Source organism: Roseibium algicola (assembly GCF_001999245.1).
Classification (GTDB): Bacteria; Pseudomonadota; Alphaproteobacteria; order Rhizobiales; family Stappiaceae; genus Roseibium; species Roseibium algicola.
Genome location: NZ_CP019630.1, coordinates 1,095,818 through 1,118,618, shown reverse-complemented (window position 1 = coordinate 1,118,618; position 22,801 = coordinate 1,095,818). Strand labels below are relative to the sequence as shown.

The window sequence follows — 22,801 nt, the reverse complement described above, 5'->3', positions numbered from 1 at the left end:
TAGTGTCCCGACCGGCTGAGCATGCGCCGGGCCTTTGCCTGCCATGCCATCCCCGGCAAGAGGCAAGGCAGACAGATGACCCTGATTTTCAAGATCGTCCCGAAATCCATGTGGCAGGAGGCAACCGACCAAGGCGTCTTCAAGGGCGCGCCGGTGGACCTTCAGGACGGCTTCATTCATTTTTCCGCCGAGGATCAGGTCCGGGAAACCGCTGCAAAGCATTTCGCGGGCCATCAGGGTCTGTTGCTGGCCGCCTTTGATGCTGATGGGTTTGGCGACTTGTTGAAATGGGAAACTTCCCGGGGCGGGGCCCTGTTTCCCCATCTCTATGGCTCGCTGGACCCGAAGGTCGCACTCTGGGTGAAGGAACTGCCGCTTTCACCGGACGGGTCACATGACTTTCCGGAGCTGGATCAATGATACCGCCTTTCCTTGAAAACGTTGCGCTGAGAGGCCTGCAGTGCCTGGACGCCGAAACCGCGCACCGTGCGACTGTTGTGGCTTTGAAATCCGGTCTGATGCCGCCGCGCCGGAAGGTGTCTGACCCGCGCCTTGCAGTGAAGCTCTGGGATCTGACCTTTCCCAATCCGCTCGGAATGGCTGCAGGGTTCGACAAGAACGGCGAAGTGCCCGATGCGCTGCTGAAGCTGGGGTTCGGATATACCGAGGCAGGGTCGGTTACCCCGAAGCCGCAACCCGGCAATCCGCGGCCGAGGGTGTTCCGCTTGCCCGCAGACGAAGGCGTGATCAACCGCTATGGATTCAACAACGAAGGCCACGCAGCCTTGCGCCAGCGGCTTGAAGCCCGCCGGCGGTTGACAGGAATTGTCGGCATCAATGTTGGTGCCAACAAGGACGCAACCGACCGGATTGCCGACTACGTCGCCGGCATCACCGCATTCGCCGACTTGGCGTCTTATTTTACCGTCAACATTTCTTCACCCAACACACCGGGACTGCGCGACCTGCAGGCCCGGTCCGCACTTGCCGATCTGCTGACCGCCGTGATCACGGCGCGGGACGAATGCACGCAGACGTTTGGGCGCAAGGTTCCTGTGCTCTTGAAGATCGCGCCGGACGTTGCTGATGAGGACCTGCAGGATATCGTCGTGGAAGTGCTCGCCAAGAGCGTCGACGGCCTGATCGTCTCCAACACGACGATCGGACGAGACGGCCTGATCGGCAAGGGGCCGGCACAGGAAACCGGAGGCTTGTCGGGCAAGCCCCTGTTCCGGAAATCGACCATCATGCTGGCGCGCGCACGCAAACTGGCCGGACCGGACCTGCCGATCATCGGTGTCGGCGGTATCGACAGTGCGGAAACCGCCTGGACCAAGATCACGGCGGGGGCGGACCTGTTGCAGCTCTATTCTGCCCTTGTGTTCAAGGGCGCGGGGCTGATTGACGAGATCCTGAGCGGCCTTTCTGCAAAACTGGACCAGCACGGGATTGCGTCGCTGCGCGACGCGCGGGATGCCAATGTCGATGCTTGGGCATCGGAAACGGCCTAGATACAGCTGTTCTTATGCGTTGCCGAACGTCTCGGCTGCCCGCTTTCTGCAGGCGGCCAGCAATGTCAGGCCACGCGTTCCGAAGAACAACAGGAAGGCGAGCCAAAGACCGTGGTTCCCCAGGATAGGAAACAGAAGGTAATAGGCAGCCAGGTAAACGACGAGCGACAACAGCATCATGTTGCGCATGGTCGATGACCACGTAGCGCCGATAAAGACCCCGTCCATCTGGAATGCCAGCACGCCGAAGACCGGGGTCAGTATCGCCCACACAAGATAGGTCGACGTTACCTGACGGACATCTTCTGCCGTTGTCATGAAATCGATCATGTACTGCCCGAAAAACCAGAACAGCGTCGACAGGATCCCCGCCAGGGCGAAGCTCCACAGTGCTGTCAGTTTCAATGCGCGGTCGAAGGCGGGCCGGTATCTTGCGCCGACCGCGCGGCCCGCAAGCTGTTCCGCCGCAGTTGCCAGACCATCCAGAAAGAACGCAGCCAGCATGATGAACTTCTCAAGCAAAGCGTTTGCGGCCAATACGGTGTCACCCTGGTCTGCCGAACGCGCCGTGAAAAACGCGAAGGCGAAGAGAAGGGTGAAGGAGCGGATCATGATGTCCCGGTTGACGGCCATCATGCGCACCAGCAGGCGGCGGTCGAAAATCACCTGAAAAGCCGGCCAGGACGTCTTGCCGGTGGTGAAGACGACCAGGCAGACGCCCAGTGCCGTTGCCGCGATTTCACTCAGGACAGTTGCCAGCGCGACACCTTCCACGCTCCAGCCGAAACCGATGACGAACCAGACACTGAGGCCGATGTTGAGCCCGTTCAGAACGAGCTGAAGCACCAGCCCTGTTCCCGCACGCCCGAGGCCGATGAACCAGCCGAGCATGGCATAGTTTGCAAGGAGAAAAGGGGCACTATAGACGCGGATGTCAAAGTAGCGGCTCGTTGCGGCCTGCACATCCGCACTGCCTCCCAGGAACCAGAGCCCGATTTCCCGCAAGGGAGCTTGCAAGAAGATGACCAGGAGCCCGCCGATGGCCGCAATCACGAAGGCGCGCAGCAGTGTTGCCCTGACTTCTTCTTCGTTCTGGGCACCGAAAGCCTGGGCTGTCAGGCCTGTCGTCCCGGACCTCAAGAAGTTGAAGGTCGTGAACACCAGGTCGAAGATGATCCCGCCTATGGCAATCCCGCCAAGCAGAGCCGGGTCACCAAGGCGGCCGATCACGGCCATGTCGACGATGCCGAGCAGGGGCGTCGACAGATAGGCGAGTGTCATCGGAATGGCGATGGCAAGAACAGTGCGGTGGGTAACCGCAAACGCCAGTTTCGGCCGCTCGCCGGTTGCTGAAAGTTGGGACATCGATGGCTCGCTTCGAGAGGAAGACCTTCATGTCTGCCTTGCCTCGGCACGTCAATTCATTTCGGCACATACCGGGTATTCACGGACATGGCTGCCGAATTTGCACTGAGCCGTAAAATTCGGATCTGCTGTGTCGTTCAAAGGGGTGCCCGTAGCGCCGGCGTGCCTTATATTGCGCACAGATGACCCTGCCTATCGTTCACCATCCGGCCTACTGCGCCGATCTTCCCGCCAATCACCGGTTCCCGATGGACAAGTTCCGTGCCGTCGCCGAGTTGATACGGCAGGAAGGGCTTCTCGGCGACAACGCCTTTTTCAGGCCTCGTCCCGCCCCCTTCGAGTGGGTCGCACTCGCACATGAGCCGGCCTATGTGGATCAGGTCTTCAATGCCCGGGTGCCGGAAAAGGTGGCGCGGGAAATCGGTTTTCCGATGCGCGAGGACATCGCCCTGCGGGCACGCTGTGCAACGGGTGGGACCGTGTTGACGGGATATCTGGCGTTGGAACACGGCATTGCCTGCAACACCGCCGGCGGCAGTCATCATGCCCGGCGTGCACACGGAGCCGGGTTCTGCGTCTTCAACGACGTCGCAGTTGCCATCAAGGTGTTGCAGGCGGACGGCGCCATCCGTAAGGCGCTGGTGGTCGACCTGGACGTGCATCAGGGAGACGGAACCGCGGACATCTTTCAGGGCGACCCGGATGTCTTCACTTTCTCGCTTCACTCGGAAAAGAACTACCCCGTGCGAAAGGTCCCCTCCCATCTCGATATAGGTCTTGCCGATGGGACGAGTGACGAAGTCTATCTTGCTGTTCTGGAAGAGGTTCTGCCTGACCTGCTGCGCCAGGGGCCCTGGGACATCGTTTTCTTCAATGCCGGTGTCGATCCCTATGCCGGTGATCGTCTCGGCAGACTGTCGCTGTCACGCGACGGTCTTTGCAGGCGTGACCGCTATGTCATCGAAACGGTGCGAAAGGCGGGCGTGCCGCTGGCGGGCGTTCTGGGCGGAGGCTATTCGACGGATATCGACGAATTGGCCGATCGCCATGTGACACTGCATCGAACAGCCAAGGCCGTTATGGCTGAGGATTTCACTATGGTCGCCGCCAATGAACAGGTGGCCGGCTAAAGCCAGCCGGTTCACACCAGGATATCGGACACCTGCAGGGAGACCGATGTCGAACCGGTTGCGGTCGAAACCCCGTCCGTACCCGCAGGGCTCGCGGTGGAAGCTGGGTCTGGCTGCGCGCTGAAGTCTGAGGTCCTCAGTGCCTTGACGCCGTCCTTGAGATCTGCACGGACGTCTTTCAGATCTTTTTTTGTGTCGCGCTCATCGCGCTTGAGCAGGCGTTCTATCTGTTGGGCAAGAGATTTGATGTCCTCAGCCATCTTGGCGAGGACTTCCTTGTCGCCCTGCAGCCCGGACCTGCGGCTTGCGGCGATTGCCTTGTTCGTTTCCTGTTGCTGTTTTGTGTAGGTCAGGACAGCCGCTTTCAGGTCTTCCCGCCAGCTGTCCGGATCCTGTGCGCCTGCGGAAGAACCATCCTGCTCCGCTCCGGTCTGAGCCTGACCCGTCGCCTGGCTCTCCGGTCCCGAAGTCGCGTCACCCGTTTCAGATCCGGATACCGGAATTTGTGTCTCGGGACTGCTCGCTGCTGCAGACACAGTCTCGACCAATGCGGAGGTTGCATTAACCTGCGTCCCGGCACTGGTTATGATATCTGCTGTGGCGGCGATGTTTGAAGCACCTGAAAGAACACCCGTGCCGACGCCTCCACCGCTCAAGCCCTGACCTGCCGACTTGAGGTCCTGGGAGGCGGACTTGAACTCCTTGGAGATCTGTTTCAGCTCCTTGAGCAGACGCTTGGCCTGCTCCGGCGTTGCGAACCGCAGCATTTCCTTGAGCCGTTCGATGCGCTTCTGGACCATCTCGATCTTTTGCCTGCGCATCGCATCCTTGTTGTTCTCTACCGAGCGGGCGAGGCCGTCGCTGAGCTCAACAGAATCCTTGTAGGTTTCGAAGAGGGATTTTGCCTTGTCCTCGTCGTCGGCCGAACCGTTGGCCCCCAGAAACGTGGTGAGCGTTTGTGCGGCAGCAAGCGAACCTGAGCGATTGCCCGCACCAGAACCCGCGCGGGCGTAGGCCTGGTAGGAGGCAGCAAATTTCGATGTTGCGATGGCGGACATGCAAGGGCCCCTTAAGGCTCGGGGAGGTTCCGCCAGTTTCAGTTAATTATGATTAAGAAAGGGTTAATTTCCCGCAAGGGTTGCGTGCTTGCCTTAAGTGACAAACGCAGTCCTCTGCCGGGACTAGCGGTTTCGACCCATGGCCAGAATGCGAGTAACCAGCCAGATCGGGACAACCACCATTGCACCGATAACCAGATACTTGCCCAGGCGTCCAAGGGCGTTGAAACCCATGTTCCACAGGCGTTCGACAAAATCGATCGACATGGTGATCAGGTCGAGCGGGTCGAGGTTCAGCGCGGACAGGATAATGCCGACAACGAAGGACAGGAACACAAGCCGCAAAAGCACCTGGGCTGGTGAACCTCCCAGAAATCGGCTCAGGCCGGTGTCGGACATATGTGTCTCCTGCATGACGTTGCTAGTATTCCTGGCCAGAAGTTAGGAATATTCGGTGTCGATTACAATGAGGCCTGGCAAGCACGGCGGCAACTCCAGCTCGTGCGAAGGCCGTTTGTAAAATTTCTTATTAATTAAGTTTGGTGTCGTAATTCGTAAAGTTCTGTTCGCTTCCTGCCAAAGACGCAGCGGCCCTGCTGGCGTATTAAACTTTCAGGAATGTGCATCTAGATTGTTTGCGGCCACCCACAACCGCGACGGTCTGCCTTCCTCTACCTGCGGTGAAAGACAGCCGCCGGACCGGCACAAGTGCTGAACCGGCAAAAAAGGCGCGCACACTGCAGGATGGGCCAGCCGCCATCGACCCGTCCTGTTCTTCATGCAAATGAAAGAGCAGCCGATAGCGGTATTGGCGGGTTTAGTCGAGTGTTCTCGACGGAACCGCCGGCAACAAGAATGATCTCTGGCACGGTGGTGACAAGCCCGTAACCGCCGTGCCGCAATTCTCAAGCCATCACAGCTTCGCGGTGACCAAGCCCTGTCAGAGGCTGGAGACGAAATCATTTTGTGGCAGCGGATTGCCGAACAGCGGAGGGCGTCGCCACCGTGACCCTGGGGCGCTGCAGCGATTGCTTGCGCCCCGTCGTGGAATTAGCAGCAGCAGGAGATCTGGAGCGGGGGGCATCCCGAACCTTCTTGGGGGAGACGCCAAACCATGTCTTCACGGCGCGCGAAAAGGTGCTCAGTTCCGAAAAGCCGAGGAGATAGGCGATCTCCTTCATCGGAAGGTCCGTTCCCAGAAGATATCGTTCGGCTGCGGAACGCCGAACTTCCTCGCTTAGCTGACGGAAGCTGGTGCCTTCCTTTTCCAGAAGCCTCTGCACCGCCCTCTGCGACATGCCAAGTTTCGCTGAAATGAGCGGCAGGGTGCATGTCCCGGTCGACAGACTGGCGGAAACTTCATTGGCAATGCGCGACAGCGGAGATTCAAACTGGCCGAACCTTTCCAGTTCCGAATTCGCAGACGTCAGGATGATCTCGTAAAGGTGGGCGTCGTGGCGCCGGAGCGGGCGGGAGAGCAACGTTTTCGGAAACGAAATCCTGTTGCGGGTCGCGCCGAACTTGATGCGGCCCTGATATTTCTTCTGAAAATTGGACGTGCAATTTGGTTGTGAGGTCGCGAGCTCGATAAGGATTGGCGGCGCTTTCATGTCGAGTGCATGTTCAATCTGCTGGGTCGCCCAGCCGATGCGTCCGAACACGTTCTGTCGCCATTCACCGCGTCCTTCAAGGATAGGCCATTCCACGAAGCCGCCGGTTTCGTCTTCCTCGAAAATCACCCGATAGGCATTGGTTCTGATCGGACTGAACTTCGCCCAGGCCTGACAGGCCTCCCGAAGTGACGGAGCGCAGGCAAACAGATAGTCGAAGATTGAGAAGCAGCCGATGTCGATCGTGTTGAACAGATCGAACATGACGGCGTCATCGCCCAGGACATTGGCGATATGTTCAAAAACGGCATGCCAGGCGGCTATCGGCACGGTACCTTGCGGGTCGTCCAGGCTGGCGAGATCGAATTCATAGTCCCTGGCCATTTGAGGCCAGTCCAGATTGGCGTTCGAACAAATGTCGCGCAGAACGCGGAAGACATCCGAGCGCGCCCATTCGCCATCTAGCGGCATTCGTATCTCCAGCCTGCCCATGCTTAATTCCAAGCAGAACTGTGCATGACAAGTCACGCCGGATCAAGTTTTGTCGTGAAATGCTAACAATTGCTGGCGAATGCGATAGGGTGATGCCGCTCCCGTTCGGAAGCGGCATCGGTTGTCGATCAGGCTGCGTCCTTGACCTTGGCTTCGGCTTTCGGCGGGAATTTGCCGTAGAACGTTTCGTTTTCCTTGGCCATGTCCTTCAGCAGCTTGTTCGGCTTGAAGCGCGGTCCCCACTTGCGGGTGAACTTCTTGCACAAGTCGACAAAGGCCGGCGTGCCCATCATGTCGATATAGCTGAGCGTACCGCCGGTATAGGGTGCGAAGCCGAAGCCAAGGATGGAGCCGACATCGGCTTCACGCACGTCCGTCAGGCACTTTTCCTCGAAGATGCGGGCGGTTTCGAGCGCCTGCATCACCAGGAGACGCTGCTTGAGTTCTTCGATGTTGAAGCTCTCTGCGGGTTTCGGCTGGCCGGTGACTTCCGGAATGCCGGGCCACAGGCTCTTGTCCTTGCCCTTGTAGTCGTAGAAGCCCTTGCCGTTCTTGCGGCCGAAACGCTCCTGCTTCACCACCATCTCTTCCAGGATGTTGTCGAGTGGGCCTTCGACATATTTGACGCCGAGGTCCTTGCGGGTGGCGGAAACGATCTTCCAGGCAAGATCCAGCGCCACTTCATCGCCAAGCGACAGCGGTCCGACCGGCATGCCGGCCATCTTGCCCGCATTCTCGATCATGGCCGCCGGAACGCCGTCCGCCAGCATCATCAGACCTTCGCGGATATAGGTCATGACGACACGCGAGGTATAGAAGCCGCGGCTGTCATTGACGACGATCGGGGTCTTCTTGATGGCCTTGATATAGTCGAGCGCCATGGCAAGCGCGCGGTCGGAGGTGCGCTTGCCGAGGATCACTTCCACCAGCATCATCTTGTCGACGGGCGAGAAGAAGTGGATGCCGATGAAGTTCTTCGGCCGCTTGGACGCCTGCGCCAGGGAGGTGATCGGCAGGGTCGAGGTGTTGGAAGCATAGATGGCACGAGACTTCATCACCGCCTCGGCCTTCTCTGTCACCGCCTTCTTGATATCGCGATCTTCGAAGACGGCTTCGATCACCAGATCGCAATCTGCTAGGGCTTCATAATCGACGGTGGCGGTGATCTTCGACAGCAGCTTTTCCTTCTGCTCCTCGCTCGCCCGTCCACGCTTGATCGCCTTGGTGATCAACTCTTCGGAATGAGCCTTGCCCTTGTCGGCGGCTTCCTGGTCGCGGTCGATCAGGACGACGTCGATGCCCGCCTGTGCCGTAACATAGGCAATGCCTGCACCCATGAAGCCTGCGCCGAGAATGCCGATCTTGCGGATCTTGTTTGGACGCTGATCCACCGGGCGGCGGGCCAGCTTGTTCAGCTCCTGCATGGAGACGAACAGCGAGCGGATCATGTTGGCGGCTTCCGGGGCCTGCAGCACCTTGGCGAAGTAGCGGCTTTCCACCTGAAGCGCGAGATCCATCGGCAGCTGCAGACCTTCGACGACGGAGCGCAGCAGGTAGCGGGCACCCGGATAGTTGTCATAGGTCTCGCGGCGGTAGATCGCATTGGCAGCCGGCCAGAACTGGAAACCGGCAGGGGAATAGACCTTGCCGTTTGGCAGCTTGTAACCCTTCTTGTCCCAGTCCTTGACCGGGTCGAGGCCTGCCTTCAGCATCTTCTTGGCGGCGGCGACCAGTTTCTTGGTCGGGGCGACTTCATCCACCAGTTTCATCTGTTTGGCCTGGGGTGCCCGCAGGGTGCGGCCCTGGAGCAGGAACTGCATGCCCTGCTGTCCGTCCGTCATGCGCATGACACGCTGGGTGCCGCCGGCGCCCGGAAAGAGGCCTACCTTGACTTCCGGCAGACCCATTTTCAGGCCTTCGTCAACGACGCGGCCATGACAGGCCAGCGCCAGTTCGGTACCGCCGCCCATGCAGGTGCCGGCAACGGCGGCGACGAAGGGTTTGCCGCAGGTTTCCAGCTTGCGGTAGACCTGAGACAGCTTGCGCGATCCTTCGAACAGAGCCTTGGCCGCAGCTTCCGCGTCGTTACCGCGCTTGATGTGGAAGTCCTTCAGAAGCCCTTCCAGCATGGTCAGGTCGGCACCACCGGAAAAGGCGGACTTGCCGGACGTGATCACGGCCCCCTTGATGGCGTCGTCACTTGCCACCTGGTCGACAATCGCATCCAGCTCGTCCATGACCGACAGATCGATGACGTTCATCGATTTTTCCGGCATGTCCCAGGTGATCAGGGCAAAACCGTCCTCATCGGTTTCAACGGTGAAATTCTTGTAGCTCATTTGATGGTCCTCCTCGGGTCAGGCGCCGGTCGACTGCAGATGGGCGCGCTGTTGCGCAGCCGTCTTCGTGCCGTCGACGACAACGTCGCCAGTGTGTTTGGTCTCTGCGGGTTCGAACAGCATCACCCAGCATTCGTCTTCTGCGAGCGGATTGTGCTCGACGCCATTGGGCACGACGTGCATGTCGCCGGCGTTCAGGACGACATCGTCCCGGTCGCGGTAGCGGATGGTGAGGCTGCCCTTGATGATGAAGAAGAGCTCGTCCTCGTCCTGGTGGTCGTGCCAGACGAACTCGCCTTTCAGCTTCGCAAGCTTGACGCTCTGGTCGTTGACGTCGGCCACCACACGCGGCGACCAGTAGTCAGTGATCTGGGCGAATTCCCTGTCGATGTTGCTGATCATGATCAGACCCGCTCGATGATGGTCGCTGTTCCCATGCCCGCGCCGATGCACAGCGTGACGAGGGCGGTGTTGAGATCGCGGCGTTCCAGTTCGTCGAGCACGGTGCCAAGGATCATGGCGCCGGTGGCGCCGAGAGGATGGCCCATGGCAATCGCACCGCCGTTGACGTTGACCGTTGCCGGATCAAGATCGAAGGCTTGCTGGTAACGCAGGACGACGGAGGCAAAGGCTTCGTTGATCTCGATGAGATCAATGTCCTTGATGTCCATCTTGGCGTTTTTCAGAAGCTTTTCGGTAACATCCACCGGGCCGGTCAACATCAGGGCCGGTTCGGAACCGATATTGGCGAAAGCCTTGATGCGGGCACGCGGCTTCAGGCCGGAGGAACGGCCTGCTGTGCTGGAACCGATCAGAACGGCGGCAGCTCCATCGACAATGCCGGAGGAGTTGCCGGCGTGGTGCACATGGGTGATCTTTTCGATTTCCGGATGGGCCTGGATGCCGACCGCATCGAAACCGCCCATGTTGCCCATCATTTCGAAGGAGGGGTTGAGCGAGGCGAGCGACTGCATGTCGGTTTCCGGCCGCATGTGCTCGTCCCGGTCAAGAATGGTGATGCCGTTGACGTCCTTCACCGGCACGACGGATCCGGAGAACCGGCCATCTTCCCAGGATTTGCCGGCGCGCTTCTGGCTTTCCACCGCATAGGCATCGCAATCATCGCGCGAAAAACCGTATTTGGTGGCAATCAGATCAGCCGAGACGCCCTGGGGCATGAAATAAGAGGGGATGGCCACCTGCGGCTCAATCGGCCAGGCACCGCCGGAAGCGCCAAGGCCGACACGGCTCATGCTTTCCACGCCGCCGGCGATTACCAGCTTGTGCTGGCCTGCCATGACCTGGGCCGAAGCCATGTTGACCGCGTCGAGACCGGAGGCGCAGAAGCGATTGATCTGCATGCCCGGAACCGACTTGTCGTAACCGGCCGCAAACACCGCCGCACGGGCAATGTCGCCTCCGGCTTCCCCGACCGGGTCGACACAACCCAGGACGACGTCGTCCACCCGCGTCGTGTCGAGACCGTTCCGGTCACGGATCGCTTCCAGCGCGGTGGCCGCAAGCCGGACGGCGGGCACTTCGTGCAGCGAACCGTCCTTCTTGCCGCGTCCGCGCGGCGTGCGCACGTGGTCGTAGATATAGGCTTCGGGCATCAGATCCTCCTCTAGATCGGATTGGCCTCAGGTCTTATCCGGCAAGGGATGGCCGGGCATGAGGTCGTAAGGATGTTTCCAGCCGGGCAGAGCCTTGATCCGCCCCAGCCACTTGGTGACATTCGGATAAGCCTCGAGATCAATCCCGAGCTCACCTTCGTAAAAGAGGTAGCTGCACAGCGAGAAATCCGCGCTTGTCGGCTTCTTGCCGATGGCGAAGTCATTCTTCGCGAAATGCTTGTCCAGGATGGCGAGGGCGGATTTCGACCGCCCGTCGAGCCATTTGACCACGTCCGTCTCGCCGGTCTTCATCAGCGTGCGCAGGAAGCGCAGCGGGCCGAGCAAGCCGGAAACCTTCTGGTTGTCGAAAATCGTCCAGCGCAGGATTTCCCGCCGCTCTTCATCGTTTTCCCAGCCAAAGGCGCCGAACTTCTCGGACAGGTCGTCCATGATGACGGCGGACTGGGTCAGGATGTCGTCACCATGCACAAGCACCGGCACTTCACCCATCTCGTTCAGCGTGTCCCGGAATTCTTCGGTTCGGGTGGCCCCGTTGAAGAAGTCGACCCACTCCGGCTTCCAGTCGGCGCCGCACAGCTCCAGCATCAGGGCCACCTTGTAGGAGTGTCCCGACTGGGCCATGCAGTGAAGAACGTATTCAGCCATAACTTGAAATTCCCCTCGCAAATCAAATTGGAACGCGACTATAGCCGCCGGTTTCGATTTGCGGGCTCAAATTTCCGCCATCAGCGAGCTGGTCCCCGGACGCTTTAAAAAGCGTCCGCGGCAACCGACATCATGGTTTCGGACCCGGACGAGATTCGGGCAAGATGCGCGCCCGTTTCCGGCAACGTGCGTTCCATGAAGAAACGCCCGAAGGTCAGCTTGGTTTCCAGCCATTCGGCCTTGTCGCCTGCACCTTCCGCGACCTTTTCCTGAATGGCCTTTGCGATCTTCGCCCACATGTAGCCAAGGGCAACAAGCCCGAAGAGGTGCATGTAGTCGACGGAGCCGGCGCCGGCGTTGTCCGGGTTCTTCATGGCGTTGTTCATGAACCACATGGTCGCGGCCTGAAGATCGTCCATGCCCTTCTTCAATGGCCCGGTGAAGGCGGCAAGGGCTTCGTTGTCCTTGTTCTCCTTCAGGAAGGTATTGACCTCGTTGAAGAAGCTCATGACTGCCCGACCGCCGTTCGCGGGCAGCTTGCGGCCGACGAGGTCCAGTGCCTGGATGCCGTTGGCGCCTTCGTAGATCATGGCAATACGGGCATCGCGGACGAACTGCTCCATGCCCCACTCGCTGATGTAGCCATGGCCACCGTAAAGCTGCTGGGCATTGACCGCATTTGCAAATCCGGTGTCGGTCAGAACGCCTTTGAGCACAGGTGTCATCAGCCCCATCATGTCGTCGGAGAACTGCTTGGACTTTTCGTCGTCGGACCTGTGCGAGACATCGCCATGAAGCGCGGTCCAGATGACGAGAGCACGGGCGGCCTCGTTGAACGAGCGGATTTGCATCAGGGTGCGGCGTACGTCCGGATGCACGATGATCGGGTCGGCGGGCTTGTCCGGGTTTTTCGGTCCGGTGAGGGCGCGGCCCTGGATGCGATCCTTGGCGTAGATGACGGCATTCTGATAGGCGACCTCCGACTGGGAGAGCCCCTGAACCGCAACGCCGAGGCGGGCCTCGTTCATCATGGTGAACATGGCGCGCAGTCCCTTGTTCTCTTCGCCAACCAGCCAGCCGGTGGCATCGTCGTAGTTCATCACGCAGGTGGCGTTGCCGTGAATGCCCATCTTGTGCTCGATCGAGCCGCAGGAAACGCCATTGTTGTCTCCCACCGAGCCATCGTCGCCGATCGCGTTGCGGGGCACGACAAACAGCGAAATGCCCTTGGTGCCTTCCGGGGCGCCCTCGATGCGGGCCAGCACCAGGTGGATGATGTTTTCCGCCATGTCGTGCTGACCGGCTGAGATAAAGATCTTGGTACCGGTAATCTTGTAGGAGCCGTCGGCTTGCGGCACCGCCTTGGTGCGGATGAGGCCGAGATCCGTTCCGCAGTGCGGTTCGGTCAGGTTCATGGTGCCGGTCCAGGTTCCGGCGATCATGTTGGGAAGGTATGTCTGCTTCTGATCATCCGTGCCGTGGATCGTCAGGGCCGCAACGGCCCCTGCGGTCAGACCCGGGTACATGGAAAAGGCCATGTTTGCCGAAGAGGCAAATTCATTGAAGACGGTGGTCAGAGTATGTGGCAGGCCCTGTCCGCCGTAATTCGCGTCCGCCGACAAGGTGCCCCAGCCGTTTTCGCAAAACGCCTTGTAGGCTTTCAGAAAGCCTTTTGGGGTCGTGACCGTGCCGTCGTCGTTGCGCGTGCAGCCTTCGCTGTCTCCGGTCTGGTTCAACGGCTGGAGAACTTCTTCCGCGAACTTGCCACCCTCGCGCAAAATCGCTTCCACAAGGTCGAGAGGTGCATCGGAAAAACCTGGCAGGTTGGAATATCGGTCATAGCCGAACACGTCCTTCAACAGGAAAAGCGTGTCATCGACGGGAGCGGTATAGCTCGGCATGGAAATCCTCCCAGATCTGCCGTTTATGTCTCGACCTTACGTTTCCGTAAACGTCACCTTGAGGCCTATATACGCGTGTTGTTATTGCCCGGCAAGTGGTGTCCCAACGGAAGGGTTGTCAAAAAAATACGCCTAAAACATGCTGATGGGAATGATTTCCGAAGGTCCCGTGCGCGAAATCGTGTTGCGAGGTGTCGTTTTTGGGGAATTTCACAGTTTTTGGAAAAAGGCGTCAATTCTCGCAAAAATTGCAAGTTGGCGGACGCACAAACAAAAACCGCTGGCGTTGCCGCCAGCGGTTTCAAAACTCTGAGGTCGAAAGGAAAGGGACTTATGCCTCTTCCGCTTCCTTGTGCTTCAGCATGCCGGAAACGATCTCGACAGTGCGCGACAGTTCCTCGATGGCCTGTTCGATGTCCTTGCGCTGATCTTCCAGAACGGCGATCTGCTCGTTGAACTTGGACAGGGCGACGCGGAGCTGGGTCACCTGACCGTCGCGCAGGTCGTAAAGGTCGAGCATGTCGCGGATCTCGGACAGGGAGAAGCCAACGCGTTTGCCCATCAGTACCAGTTTCAGGCGGGCACGGTCGCGGCGGTTATAGACGCGGTTCAGGCCGTCGCGCTTGGGGTTGAGCAACCCCTTGTCTTCGTAAAAGCGCAGCGTGCGCAGGGTGCAGTCGAATTCTTTCGCCAGGTCGCCGATTGTGAACTGGGTTTTCTTTGTGCTGTCGTCGTTTGCGGACACAACGTCCACAAGATCGTCTTCATTGAGGATCGAAAGCGCTTCGCTCATAGCAGTTTGTTCTCGTTTTTCAGCCGTTGTCCGGCTCATCGTTGATGTTTTGCAGTTTTCGAAACCCGCTCCGAAGACATGATCTCCAGTGCGTTCTCAGGCGATGCGGTTGTGTGCACAGTGGCTCAGCCGGTTTCTTGCGCACTGTTTAGCTTACGTTTGCGTTAAGGTCCAGTCACGGAAGGTCGCAGGGGAAAAATTCGTTAACGCAGCGTTTGCCGATTCGCGTCACCCTGATCGCGTGAACATCGGATTTTCATTCGAAAACGGTCTGTTTTCGCATTTAGCAAGGCCAATTAACGGCCTGTTTACCCTAAAACGACAAAGTCTTTCAAAACGCTGTGCCTGTCCCGTCCTCGACGGAATCATGGCGCAGCCTGTTTCATCAGCGGTCTGAATGACCGTCAGCCCAGGGTCAAGAGATGCCGGCTTGGAAGAAAAACGAGGCAGGACGCCGCGGCCGTGATGCGTATGAAGGCGACGACTTTTACGATGCACCACGCCGCGAGCCGGCGCGAAACCGCATAGAACGGTTGACGCGCACTGCAACGGCGCTTGGCAAAAATGACCGTTATCCCTCCGAGGAACGTGACGAGGATCTCGACGCCGTGGCCGACGAGCTGGACCGGCTTCTGGCCGACCAGGCGGAACCACGCCGGCCCGAAGTGCGTCGGCCGGAGCCTCACCAGTCTGCGCCGCGCCGCAGGGTGTCTCGCCGCGAGCCGGGCATTGATGAAGTCATGGGCGCGCTCGACCGATTGGACGAACAGGTGCAGGGGCTTGCGAGCCCGGACCCGCGGGAAGACTATCGTCAGGAGCATCGCGCGGACTACCGGGATGAGCCGCTTCGGCCGGCGCCGAAGCCACGTCCTCGCCCGGGGAGCTATGCCATCGACAATCTGCCGGCTGACGAACCCTATTATGACGAGGACGATGCCTACGAAGCGCACTATGCACCGCAGCCCTCTCGCCAGCGCGACCGGGACGTACGCTCCAGAAGCGAAGCGTCCATGCATATCTACAAGGACCTTGGCCGCCGCATCGACGCATTGAGAGCGCCGCAGGAACAGGCCTTCAATCAGGTTCGCGATGAGCTTGGTTCGCTGCGCGAGGCACTTGGCGGCCTGTCGCGTGGCACCAACGAAACCGTGAGCCGGCAGAATGCGGAACTGCGTCGCCTGTCCGACATGGTCGAGCGTCTGCGTGCAGACAAGAAGAACGACCAGCTTGCCCGCGAGATCCGCAAGGAAGTCGCCGACCTGAAGGACATGGTCGGCCGCACGAACGTGGAAGGGGCACTCCAGACCCTGGAGCACGGATATGCCCATATCCTGCAGCGCCTTGATGAATTGTCCCGTGCGTCTGTGGATCCCCGCGTCCTGCGCGGTGTGACCGCGCGCCTCAACGAAATCGAGGACGCCTTCGCCGCCCTGCCGCGGTCCGAGCACATGATGGTGCTGGAAGACCGGGTCGTCAGCATTGCCGAACGTATGGAAGAGCTCCTGCAGCGCAAGGGCCATGCCGATATCGAACCGCTTCGCGCGGAACTGCGTGAAGTGCGCGGCTTTGTCGAACAGATCGATATCAAGGGTCTTGTCGAGGGTATCGATGACCGGATGAAATTCGTGTCCGGCCGCCTCGACGATCTGGAAGTCCTGGCACGGGAACAGCGCGGCCTGGACAGCCGTCTGTCCGCCATGGAACAACGCATGCCCGAGCCGGAAACGATCTCCAGGCTGCAGGGCCGCCTGGAAGACATCGTCGGCATGATGGCCGACGACCGTGCAGCTCCGGTGGACACTCAGCATCTGGGTCAGGTTGACCGGCGCCTCGACGAAATCGTTGACCGTCTCGAGAGGATGGAGCAAGCAGGTCCGCTTCCGTCGACCGACACGGGCGCCTTTGCAGCGCTGGAACAGCGTCTGGAAACGATCTCCGGCAAGATCGACGCGATCGAAAAGAAATCTGCGCGCCCGGTGCCGGTTCTGGATGCAGCCGCGATGCGGTCCGGCGGCAATGCGCCGGACACCAAGTTCATGGCCCAGCTTCAGGAGCGGTTGAACGATCTGACTGCTCGTCTGGATCAGCCGAAAGACACGGTCACGACATCGGACCTCGACAAGCTGCGCGCGGAGATCGGATCCATGCGTGCCAGCGTGTCGGCACCGGCATCGACAGAAGCGCTCGAACAGCGGATTGCCGATCTGGCACAGATCGTGTCGAAGGGTGCCGAAGTTACCGACGACAGCCGCTTCGAACAGCTTGGAGCCAAGGTTGCCGCGCTCGCGGAACAGATCGAAAGCACGTCCACTCAGGCGTTCAGCATGGAGCAGTTCTCGCCGTTCCTGGAGCGGATCGAGAAGGGCCTGGAAAAAACCCGCTCAGACGTTGTGGGCATCGCCCGCGAAGCGGCAAGGGAAGCGATCGAAAGCGCACCGGCACCGAGAAACGGCCAGTACGATCAGGCCATCACGGAGCTTCAGTCCGATCTGAAGCGGTTGCTTGACGCTGCTGAAGGTACTGACGAACGGACGCGGAACACTTTTGACGGGGTCAAGTCCGTGCTGGGCTCGCTGACCGAGCGCCTGGACAACCTGGAACGTGCCGACCACTTCGGTGAAACGCCGGCCTCCAGCTTCTCCCCGATCAAGGTTGATGAACCGGCCCCGTTGTTCTCCAAGGCCCCACAGGCCAGGAAGACGGAAGGCGAGCAGCAGCCCGCTGATGCATCGCAGGCACCGCGAGCCGATGACCGGACCCGTGATCGCAAGGCAGACTTCATCGCAGCTGCCCGCCGTGCAGCACAGGCAGCTTCCGCGGAAGCTGCCCAGCTGGAAAAGCGGCAGAAGGTAACGGAAGAACCTGAAGCTGCCGACGAGGAACGCGGCAAGGCCCGTGTCGGCTGGCTGCGCAACGTTCTCAAGCGCGACAAGTCCGCTGCAAAGGAAGACAAGGCCGAACCGGTCGGAGATCTGGAGCTGAATGCTGAGGACGTTGCCGATCAGGCGTTTGAAACCCAGGATTCTGCCGTTCTGCCGGGTGATCGCCCGGCGCCGGAAGCTACGCAGGCCTCCAGCGGCCGTCGTCGGGCCATTCTCTATACAGCTGCCGCCGTTGTCCTGTTGATCGGAACACTTCAGGTGTTCCGCCTGGCAACCGGTGGCCCGGAAGAGGTCGATCAGCTTGCCGCGAACGCGCCGGAAACCGTTGAAGCGGTTCCTGCGCCGGAAATGGCAGACGCTGCTCCGGTACAAGCCGACGTGCAGCCGGACGTTGAGGTTACTAGCGAGGTCGCTCTGGCAGAAAGCCGCGGCGTCGGATCTGCGGCCGAAGGCGCAGAATCCGGGGCTGTCAGCGCGATGCCGGACGAGACAGCCGACACGATGTCAGAACAGGCCCCGGCTGTTGCATCAGCGCAGTCCGCGCCGCCGCAAACGACACCGGTCACCGAAAGCAACAATGTTGAGGCTGCGTCCGCGTCCGGTCCGCTTGCCCCTGAAACCGAACTGGCGTTCACGCCGCCCGCAGGCATTGCAAGCAGCTTCGGCGAAGCAGGTGAAAGCACTGTGTCCGGGTTCCAACCGGCAAGCGAAGCCGGCGCCCCGGCAAGCCTCCTTGCAAACCTGCCGCCGGAAGGCGTTGGCCCGATGGCGCTGCGTAGCGCTGCTGCCAGTGGCAATGCGGCTGCAGAATTCCTGGTGGGTGTGAAATTCACCGAAGGCAGCGGTGTATCGGCGGATCTGTCCAAGGCAGCAGTCTGGTATCAGAAAGCGGCCGACAAGGGTCTCGCGCCTGCCCAGTACAGGCTCGCAAGCCTCTACGAAAAAGGCCGTGGTGTCGACAAGGACCTGCCGAAGGCAAAGGCCTGGTATTCCAAGGCGGCCGAAGCCGGTAATGCGAAGGCCATGCATAACCTCGCGGTTCTTTATGCTGAGGGAGGTGGTGAACAGCCCGACTATGCAGCTGCTGCCAAGTGGTTCGAAGAAGCCGCCAATTTCGGCGTCAAGGACAGCCTGTTCAACCTGGGCATCCTCTATGCCGGAGGCATAGGCGTCGATAAGGACCTGGTAGCCAGCTACAAATGGTTCGCGATAGCGGCCGATCAGGGCGATCCGGAAGCAGCCAAGCGCCGCGACGATGTCGCCAACATGATGGACCAGGAAACCCTGGCCAATGCCCGGCTCGCGGTTGAAAACTTCAAGCTGAAGACGCCGAACGCGGCGGCCAACAAGGTGACGATGGAGCCGGGTTGGGTGGACAGCGCCACATTGCCGGCGGAAAAGGTGTCGATCCAGGCGCCCGACAACACGGCCATGGTCAAGGAAGCCCAGGACAAGCTCAACTACCTCGGTTTTGACACCGGTACCCCGGACGGCCAGATGGGTCCGCGCACCCGCAGCGCGATCCGCGCCTTCCAGCGGAGCATCGGAATGCCGGAAACCGGAGAAGTCGACAACCGTCTGCTGGAAGAGTTGAAGAGCCAGGCGATCTAGACCATCCCTTGGTGTATCCGGGGTGGGCGCGACAAACGGCGACCTGATGAAACAAGCACCCAGCCAGGCCAGATGCCCGGCTGGGTGTTTTCACATTGCGGCCCGCATTGTTTTTTCACGGCGACACGAAATGGAATTTTCTTCGGAAACGGCGCTACAGGCAATTTGCCGATGGAAAAGGCAGAGCCTGAATCCAGTCAGATATTCGAACGTGAAGCACGATGGGCGTGGTTTCAAAAACAGATCGGAACGCGGGATATATCCGCAACGCAATGGTCGAATTCCGCCTGACACTTGTCTAAAATCGGCGAACCGAACCAAACCGACCTGCTGGCCGGTTGACATGCTGGACTCTACAGGTCTTTAACCATTTCATCGTAATCTTTACGCAGTCATTTCTGCAGTTTTCCGGTTGATCCCGTGCAATTATACCTGCCCATAGCCGAGATTCCGGTGAATATCTTCGTGATATTCGGCATGGGCGGCGCCGTGGGTTTTCTGTCGGGGCTGTTCGGTATCGGCGGTGGCTTCCTGCTGACACCGCTTTTGATCTTCTCCGGTATCCCGCCCGCGGTTTCCGTTGCCACTGTCACCACGCAGGTGGTTGCCTCTTCGTCATCGGCCGTCGTCACCTATTGGCGACGAAAGGCCATCGACCTGAAACTTGGCACAATCCTGCTCTGCGGCGGTGTCATAGGGTCGTTTATCGGCGTCATATTGTTTGAGGTTCTTCAGTCCATCGGTCAGCTGGATGTCGTGATTTCGCTGTCCTATGTGACGTTCCTGGGCGCCATTGGCGGCCTGATGCTGTTCGAATCCATCCGTGCCATCCGTCGGCGCAAGTCCGGCGTTGCGCCCAAAGCCCGCAAACCCGGTCAGCATAACTGGATCCACGGGTTGCCGCTGAAGGTCCGTTTCCGGCGCTCCAAGCTTTATGTGAGCATCATCCCGGTTGTCGGCCTTGGCGCGATCATCGGCTTTCTCGGCACGATCCTGGGGATCGGCGGCGGCTTCATGATGGTGCCTGCGCTGATTTACCTGCTGCGCGTGCCCACCAGCATCGTCATCGGCACATCCCTGTTCCAGATCCTTTTCACAATGGCAGCTGCAACCGTGTTCCATGCCATGGGCACGAAGACTGTCGACATCGTTCTGGCCATGACGCTGATGGTCGGCGGGGTGATCGGAGCCCAGTTCGGAGCTCGCATGGGCCAGAACTTGCGCGGCGATCAATTGCGTCTGCTGCTTGCGCTTCTGGTCCTGGCTGTCGGCTTGCGCTTTGCGGTCGACCTGCTGCTGACACCGGACGATTTCTATTCCATCGCGATCCGGAAGGGGGCAGGGGCATGAGCCGGCTGATCCTGCTTCTGTCGATTGTCGTTGGCCTGGTAACCGGCGCTGCTGCCCAGAGCCGGCCGAACCAGGAACTGGTGACGTCCCTGTCCTCGGATCTGATTTCGATCCAGTCCAATTTCACGGGCACGGAAATCGTCATCTTCGGGCAGGCAAGCAACATCGAGCGCCAACCCAACGATCCGAGCGGCTATGAACTGGCCATCGTCGTGGAAGGACCACCGCAGGACATCACCACGCGGCGCAAGGGCCGTTTTCTGGGCGTTTGGGTGAACCGGGAGGCCGAGCGGTTCCAGAACGTCCCTTCCTACTACGCGGTCGCCAGCACCATCAATATCGGCAACCTTGCGAACCGCACGGTTCTTGACGACCTTGGCATCGGCCTCAACCACATCAACCTGGCTGTCTCGGGCGTTTCCAATGTCGCTCTGTCAGACAGGGATGATTTTCGCCGCGCCTTCGTCCGGCTGCGGGAGCAGATGGGTCTTTACTCGGAACAGCAGACCTCGATCACCTTTCTGACCGACACAATGTTCCGAACAAATATCCCCCTGCCAGCCAACATCCCCGTGGGCGACTACAAGGTCAAAAGCTTCCTCTTCCTCCACGGCGAGGTGGTGGCCCAGACGGAGCAGACGCTGGCTGTTGCCAAAAGCGGTTTCGAACAGGTCACCTTTGAATTGGCGCAGTCCTATCCGTTCTTCTATGGCCTCCTCGCGGTGTCACTGGCCATTTTCACAGGCTGGCTCGCCGGTGTGATCTTCCGCAAGGACTAGGCAGACCCGATCTCGGCCCGCCCGATTTCGTCTTCTCGAGCCGATTGTGTCCTACCGGGCTTACCCATCTGACTGAACGCCGAATGTTATCGTCGGAAACCGCATGTTCGCGCACTTTCCGCTGGCGCTTGCCGCCGCCGCGGCTATTCTCAAGTCCAAAGATTTTTCAGGCTGTTGGGGCAGGCGGACATGACAGAAGAACCCTCATCCACACCACGGGTGGAAACAGTTGTGAAACCTGACCCGACACTGGATGCAAAGGTCATCGATATCGCCATCCGCCTGGGCGTTCTGGGGCTCTTTGCCTATTTTTCACTTCAGCTCGTCGCGCCGTTCTTTCTGTTCCTGGTCTGGGCGGTTGTGCTGACGGTCGCACTCTATCCGGTGTTTGACTGGCTCGTCGCCAGGCTTGGTGGACGAAAGGTTCTTGCAGCAGTCCTGATCACGCTCTGCTGTCTTGCAATCGTGATCGGTCCCGTTGCCGTGTTGATCGTCAGTCTCGTGGACACGCTTCAGGGCTGGTACCACGGCATGGCGAACGGCGTCCTCAAGCTGCCGCCCCTGCCTGAGAAACTCGCCGGGTTGCCGGTCGTCGGTGCCAAGATTTCCGAGATCTGGCAACTCGCCGGTCAGGGGCTGGAACAACTCCTGGCCAAGGTCGGGCCGACGCTGGTTCCGGCCGGCAGCCGCATCCTCGGTGTTCTGGCTTCGCTCAGTGGCAGCGTGCTGTTCTTCATCGTCTCCATCGTACTCGCAGGCTGCCTGTTTGTGCCGGCCCCGTCTCTGGCAAAGGGCAGCAAGCTGTTTGCCGACCGCATCATCGCGCCGCGCGGATCGGAATTTGTCGATCTGGCCGGTGCCACCATCCGCAACGTCTCGCGCGGTGTCATTGGTGTTGCTGTCGTCCAGGGGCTGCTGACGGGGATCGTGCTGATATCGTTTTCCGTGCCGCTTGCCGGCGTCCTGACCTTCGTGGCGCTGATCCTGTGCATCATCCAGATTGGTCCGGCACTGGTGATTATTCCCACGATCATCTGGGCCTGGAGCTCCTGGGAACTGGTGCCGGCACTCCTGTTCACCGTGCTGATGGTTCCGGTGATGCTCATCGACAATGTCTTGCGGCCAATCCTGATGTCCCGTGGCCTCAACGTGCCGATGCTGGTGATCCTGATCGGCGTTCTCGGCGGCACCATTGCCTATGGCTTGATCGGTCTCTTCCTCGGGCCCGTCATCCTGGCGGTGTTTTACGAACTGATCATTGCTTGGGTGAAGGCAGGCGAGAAAAGGCCGCCTGAAGTGACGACCTTGCCCGATCGCTAGAGCGTCTGAAAATAGCCACTTACCGGATCTTCGGCGAGATGACCGGAAATCATGGCCCAGGTTCCGTCAGCAATGAGTCCGTCGATATGTGCCTTGTGGATTGCTTCGTTTTCCCAGCTTTCGACAAGCGTGAAGCGGCATGCATCGTCCAGGTCCTTCAGAACCTCGACACCCTGACATCCGGACACGCCCGGAAGCTCGGCCGAAACCGAGTGCATGATGGTTTCAAACGCCTCTTGCCAGTCCTTGAGAGCCTTGAATTGAACGACAACTTTGATGGCCATGGGGGATCCTTTCCGCGTCGGCTGTATGTTGCCAGCATGGGATAAACAGCCAAGGTAGCTGGCGACAGATCCATTCCTGCTGAACGGCTGCCCGATC

18 protein-coding genes are annotated in these 22,801 nt (G+C 59.7%); 7 read left to right on the top strand and 11 right to left on the bottom strand.

Annotated features, from left to right (window positions below):
• The first annotated feature begins 75 nt into the window (after positions 1-75).
• Both B0E33_RS05235 and B0E33_RS05230 read left to right on the top strand, forming a co-directional pair.
• Positions 76-420 (top strand): DUF952 domain-containing protein, encoded by a 345-nt coding sequence (locus B0E33_RS05235; protein WP_167579493.1) that lies wholly within the window; start codon positions 76-78, stop codon positions 418-420.
• Positions 417-1,511, top strand: a complete 1,095-nt coding sequence (locus B0E33_RS05230; RefSeq protein ID WP_077290617.1) for a quinone-dependent dihydroorotate dehydrogenase — start codon at positions 417-419, stop codon at positions 1,509-1,511. The genes B0E33_RS05235 and B0E33_RS05230 overlap by 4 nt, the downstream gene beginning before the upstream one ends.
• Before the next feature lie 12 nt (positions 1,512-1,523).
• On the opposite strand, the gene B0E33_RS05225 is transcribed toward B0E33_RS05230, so the two are convergent.
• A complete protein-coding gene (locus B0E33_RS05225; protein ID WP_077290616.1) occupies positions 1,524-2,876 on the bottom strand; it encodes an MATE family efflux transporter in 1,353 nt (450 codons plus the stop codon).
• A 182-nt stretch (positions 2,877-3,058) separates the two neighbouring features.
• Between B0E33_RS05225 and B0E33_RS05220 the strand changes: the two genes are divergently transcribed.
• Entirely contained in the window at positions 3,059-4,006 is a 948-nt protein-coding gene (locus tag B0E33_RS05220; RefSeq protein WP_077290615.1) for a histone deacetylase family protein, read from the top strand.
• 11 nt (positions 4,007-4,017) lie between these two features.
• Here the strand turns inward: B0E33_RS05220 and B0E33_RS05215 are convergent, their stop codons facing one another.
• From B0E33_RS05215 to B0E33_RS05175, 9 genes are all read right to left on the bottom strand, one after another.
• The gene (locus tag B0E33_RS05215) at positions 4,018-5,064 is read right to left on the bottom strand and encodes a hypothetical protein (protein ID WP_077290614.1); all 1,047 of its coding nucleotides are present in this window, start codon (positions 5,062-5,064) and stop codon (positions 4,018-4,020) included.
• A gap of 123 nt (positions 5,065-5,187) precedes the next feature.
• On the bottom strand, positions 5,188-5,463 hold the full coding sequence (locus tag B0E33_RS05210) for a DUF6460 domain-containing protein (protein WP_031269649.1): 276 nt from the start codon (positions 5,461-5,463) through the stop codon (positions 5,188-5,190).
• Positions 5,464-6,023: 560 nt separating this feature from the next.
• A complete protein-coding gene (locus B0E33_RS05205; RefSeq protein ID WP_077290613.1) occupies positions 6,024-7,145 on the bottom strand; it encodes an AraC family transcriptional regulator in 1,122 nt (373 codons plus the stop codon).
• 149 nt (positions 7,146-7,294) lie between these two features.
• Positions 7,295-9,505: a 3-hydroxyacyl-CoA dehydrogenase NAD-binding domain-containing protein gene (locus B0E33_RS05200; protein WP_075281412.1), complete on the bottom strand. Its 2,211-nt coding sequence runs from the start codon at positions 9,503-9,505 to the stop codon at positions 7,295-7,297.
• Positions 9,506-9,523: 18 nt separating this feature from the next.
• Complete coding sequence (locus B0E33_RS05195; RefSeq protein WP_077290612.1) at positions 9,524-9,907, bottom strand: cupin domain-containing protein; 384 nt, start codon at positions 9,905-9,907, stop codon at positions 9,524-9,526.
• A 2-nt stretch (positions 9,908-9,909) separates the two neighbouring features.
• Positions 9,910-11,118: an acetyl-CoA C-acetyltransferase gene (locus B0E33_RS05190; RefSeq protein WP_023001780.1), complete on the bottom strand. Its 1,209-nt coding sequence runs from the start codon at positions 11,116-11,118 to the stop codon at positions 9,910-9,912.
• A 27-nt stretch (positions 11,119-11,145) separates the two neighbouring features.
• On the bottom strand, positions 11,146-11,784 hold the full coding sequence (locus B0E33_RS05185; protein WP_023001779.1) for a glutathione S-transferase family protein: 639 nt from the start codon (positions 11,782-11,784) through the stop codon (positions 11,146-11,148).
• Positions 11,785-11,888: 104 nt separating this feature from the next.
• The gene (locus tag B0E33_RS05180) at positions 11,889-13,685 is read right to left on the bottom strand and encodes an acyl-CoA dehydrogenase C-terminal domain-containing protein (protein ID WP_077290611.1); all 1,797 of its coding nucleotides are present in this window, start codon (positions 13,683-13,685) and stop codon (positions 11,889-11,891) included.
• 331 nt (positions 13,686-14,016) lie between these two features.
• Positions 14,017-14,478, bottom strand: coding sequence for a MerR family transcriptional regulator (locus B0E33_RS05175; RefSeq protein ID WP_023001777.1), 462 nt, complete (start codon positions 14,476-14,478; stop codon positions 14,017-14,019).
• A 422-nt stretch (positions 14,479-14,900) separates the two neighbouring features.
• Here B0E33_RS05175 and B0E33_RS05170 point away from each other — a divergent pair, with 422 nt between their 5' ends.
• The 4 genes from B0E33_RS05170 (at position 14,901) to B0E33_RS05155 (ending at position 22,420) form a co-directional block, all read left to right on the top strand.
• Positions 14,901-18,971 carry a peptidoglycan-binding protein gene (locus B0E33_RS05170; RefSeq protein WP_077290610.1) on the top strand — a complete coding sequence of 1,357 codons (4,071 nt, stop codon included), beginning with the start codon at positions 14,901-14,903 and terminating at the stop codon, positions 18,969-18,971.
• A 420-nt stretch (positions 18,972-19,391) separates the two neighbouring features.
• Positions 19,392-20,321 (top strand): sulfite exporter TauE/SafE family protein, encoded by a 930-nt coding sequence (locus B0E33_RS05165; RefSeq protein ID WP_031269647.1) that lies wholly within the window; start codon positions 19,392-19,394, stop codon positions 20,319-20,321.
• Positions 20,318-21,100 (top strand): TIGR02186 family protein, encoded by a 783-nt coding sequence (locus B0E33_RS05160; RefSeq protein ID WP_023001774.1) that lies wholly within the window; start codon positions 20,318-20,320, stop codon positions 21,098-21,100. Before B0E33_RS05165 ends, B0E33_RS05160 begins: the two co-directional genes overlap by 4 nt.
• Before the next feature lie 189 nt (positions 21,101-21,289).
• Positions 21,290-22,420: an AI-2E family transporter gene (locus B0E33_RS05155; RefSeq protein ID WP_062489968.1), complete on the top strand. Its 1,131-nt coding sequence runs from the start codon at positions 21,290-21,292 to the stop codon at positions 22,418-22,420.
• Here the strand turns inward: B0E33_RS05155 and B0E33_RS05150 are convergent.
• Positions 22,417-22,704, bottom strand: coding sequence for a putative quinol monooxygenase (locus B0E33_RS05150; protein WP_077290609.1), 288 nt, complete (start codon positions 22,702-22,704; stop codon positions 22,417-22,419). The genes B0E33_RS05155 and B0E33_RS05150 overlap by 4 nt on opposite strands.
• Positions 22,705-22,801: the final 97 nt, after the last annotated feature.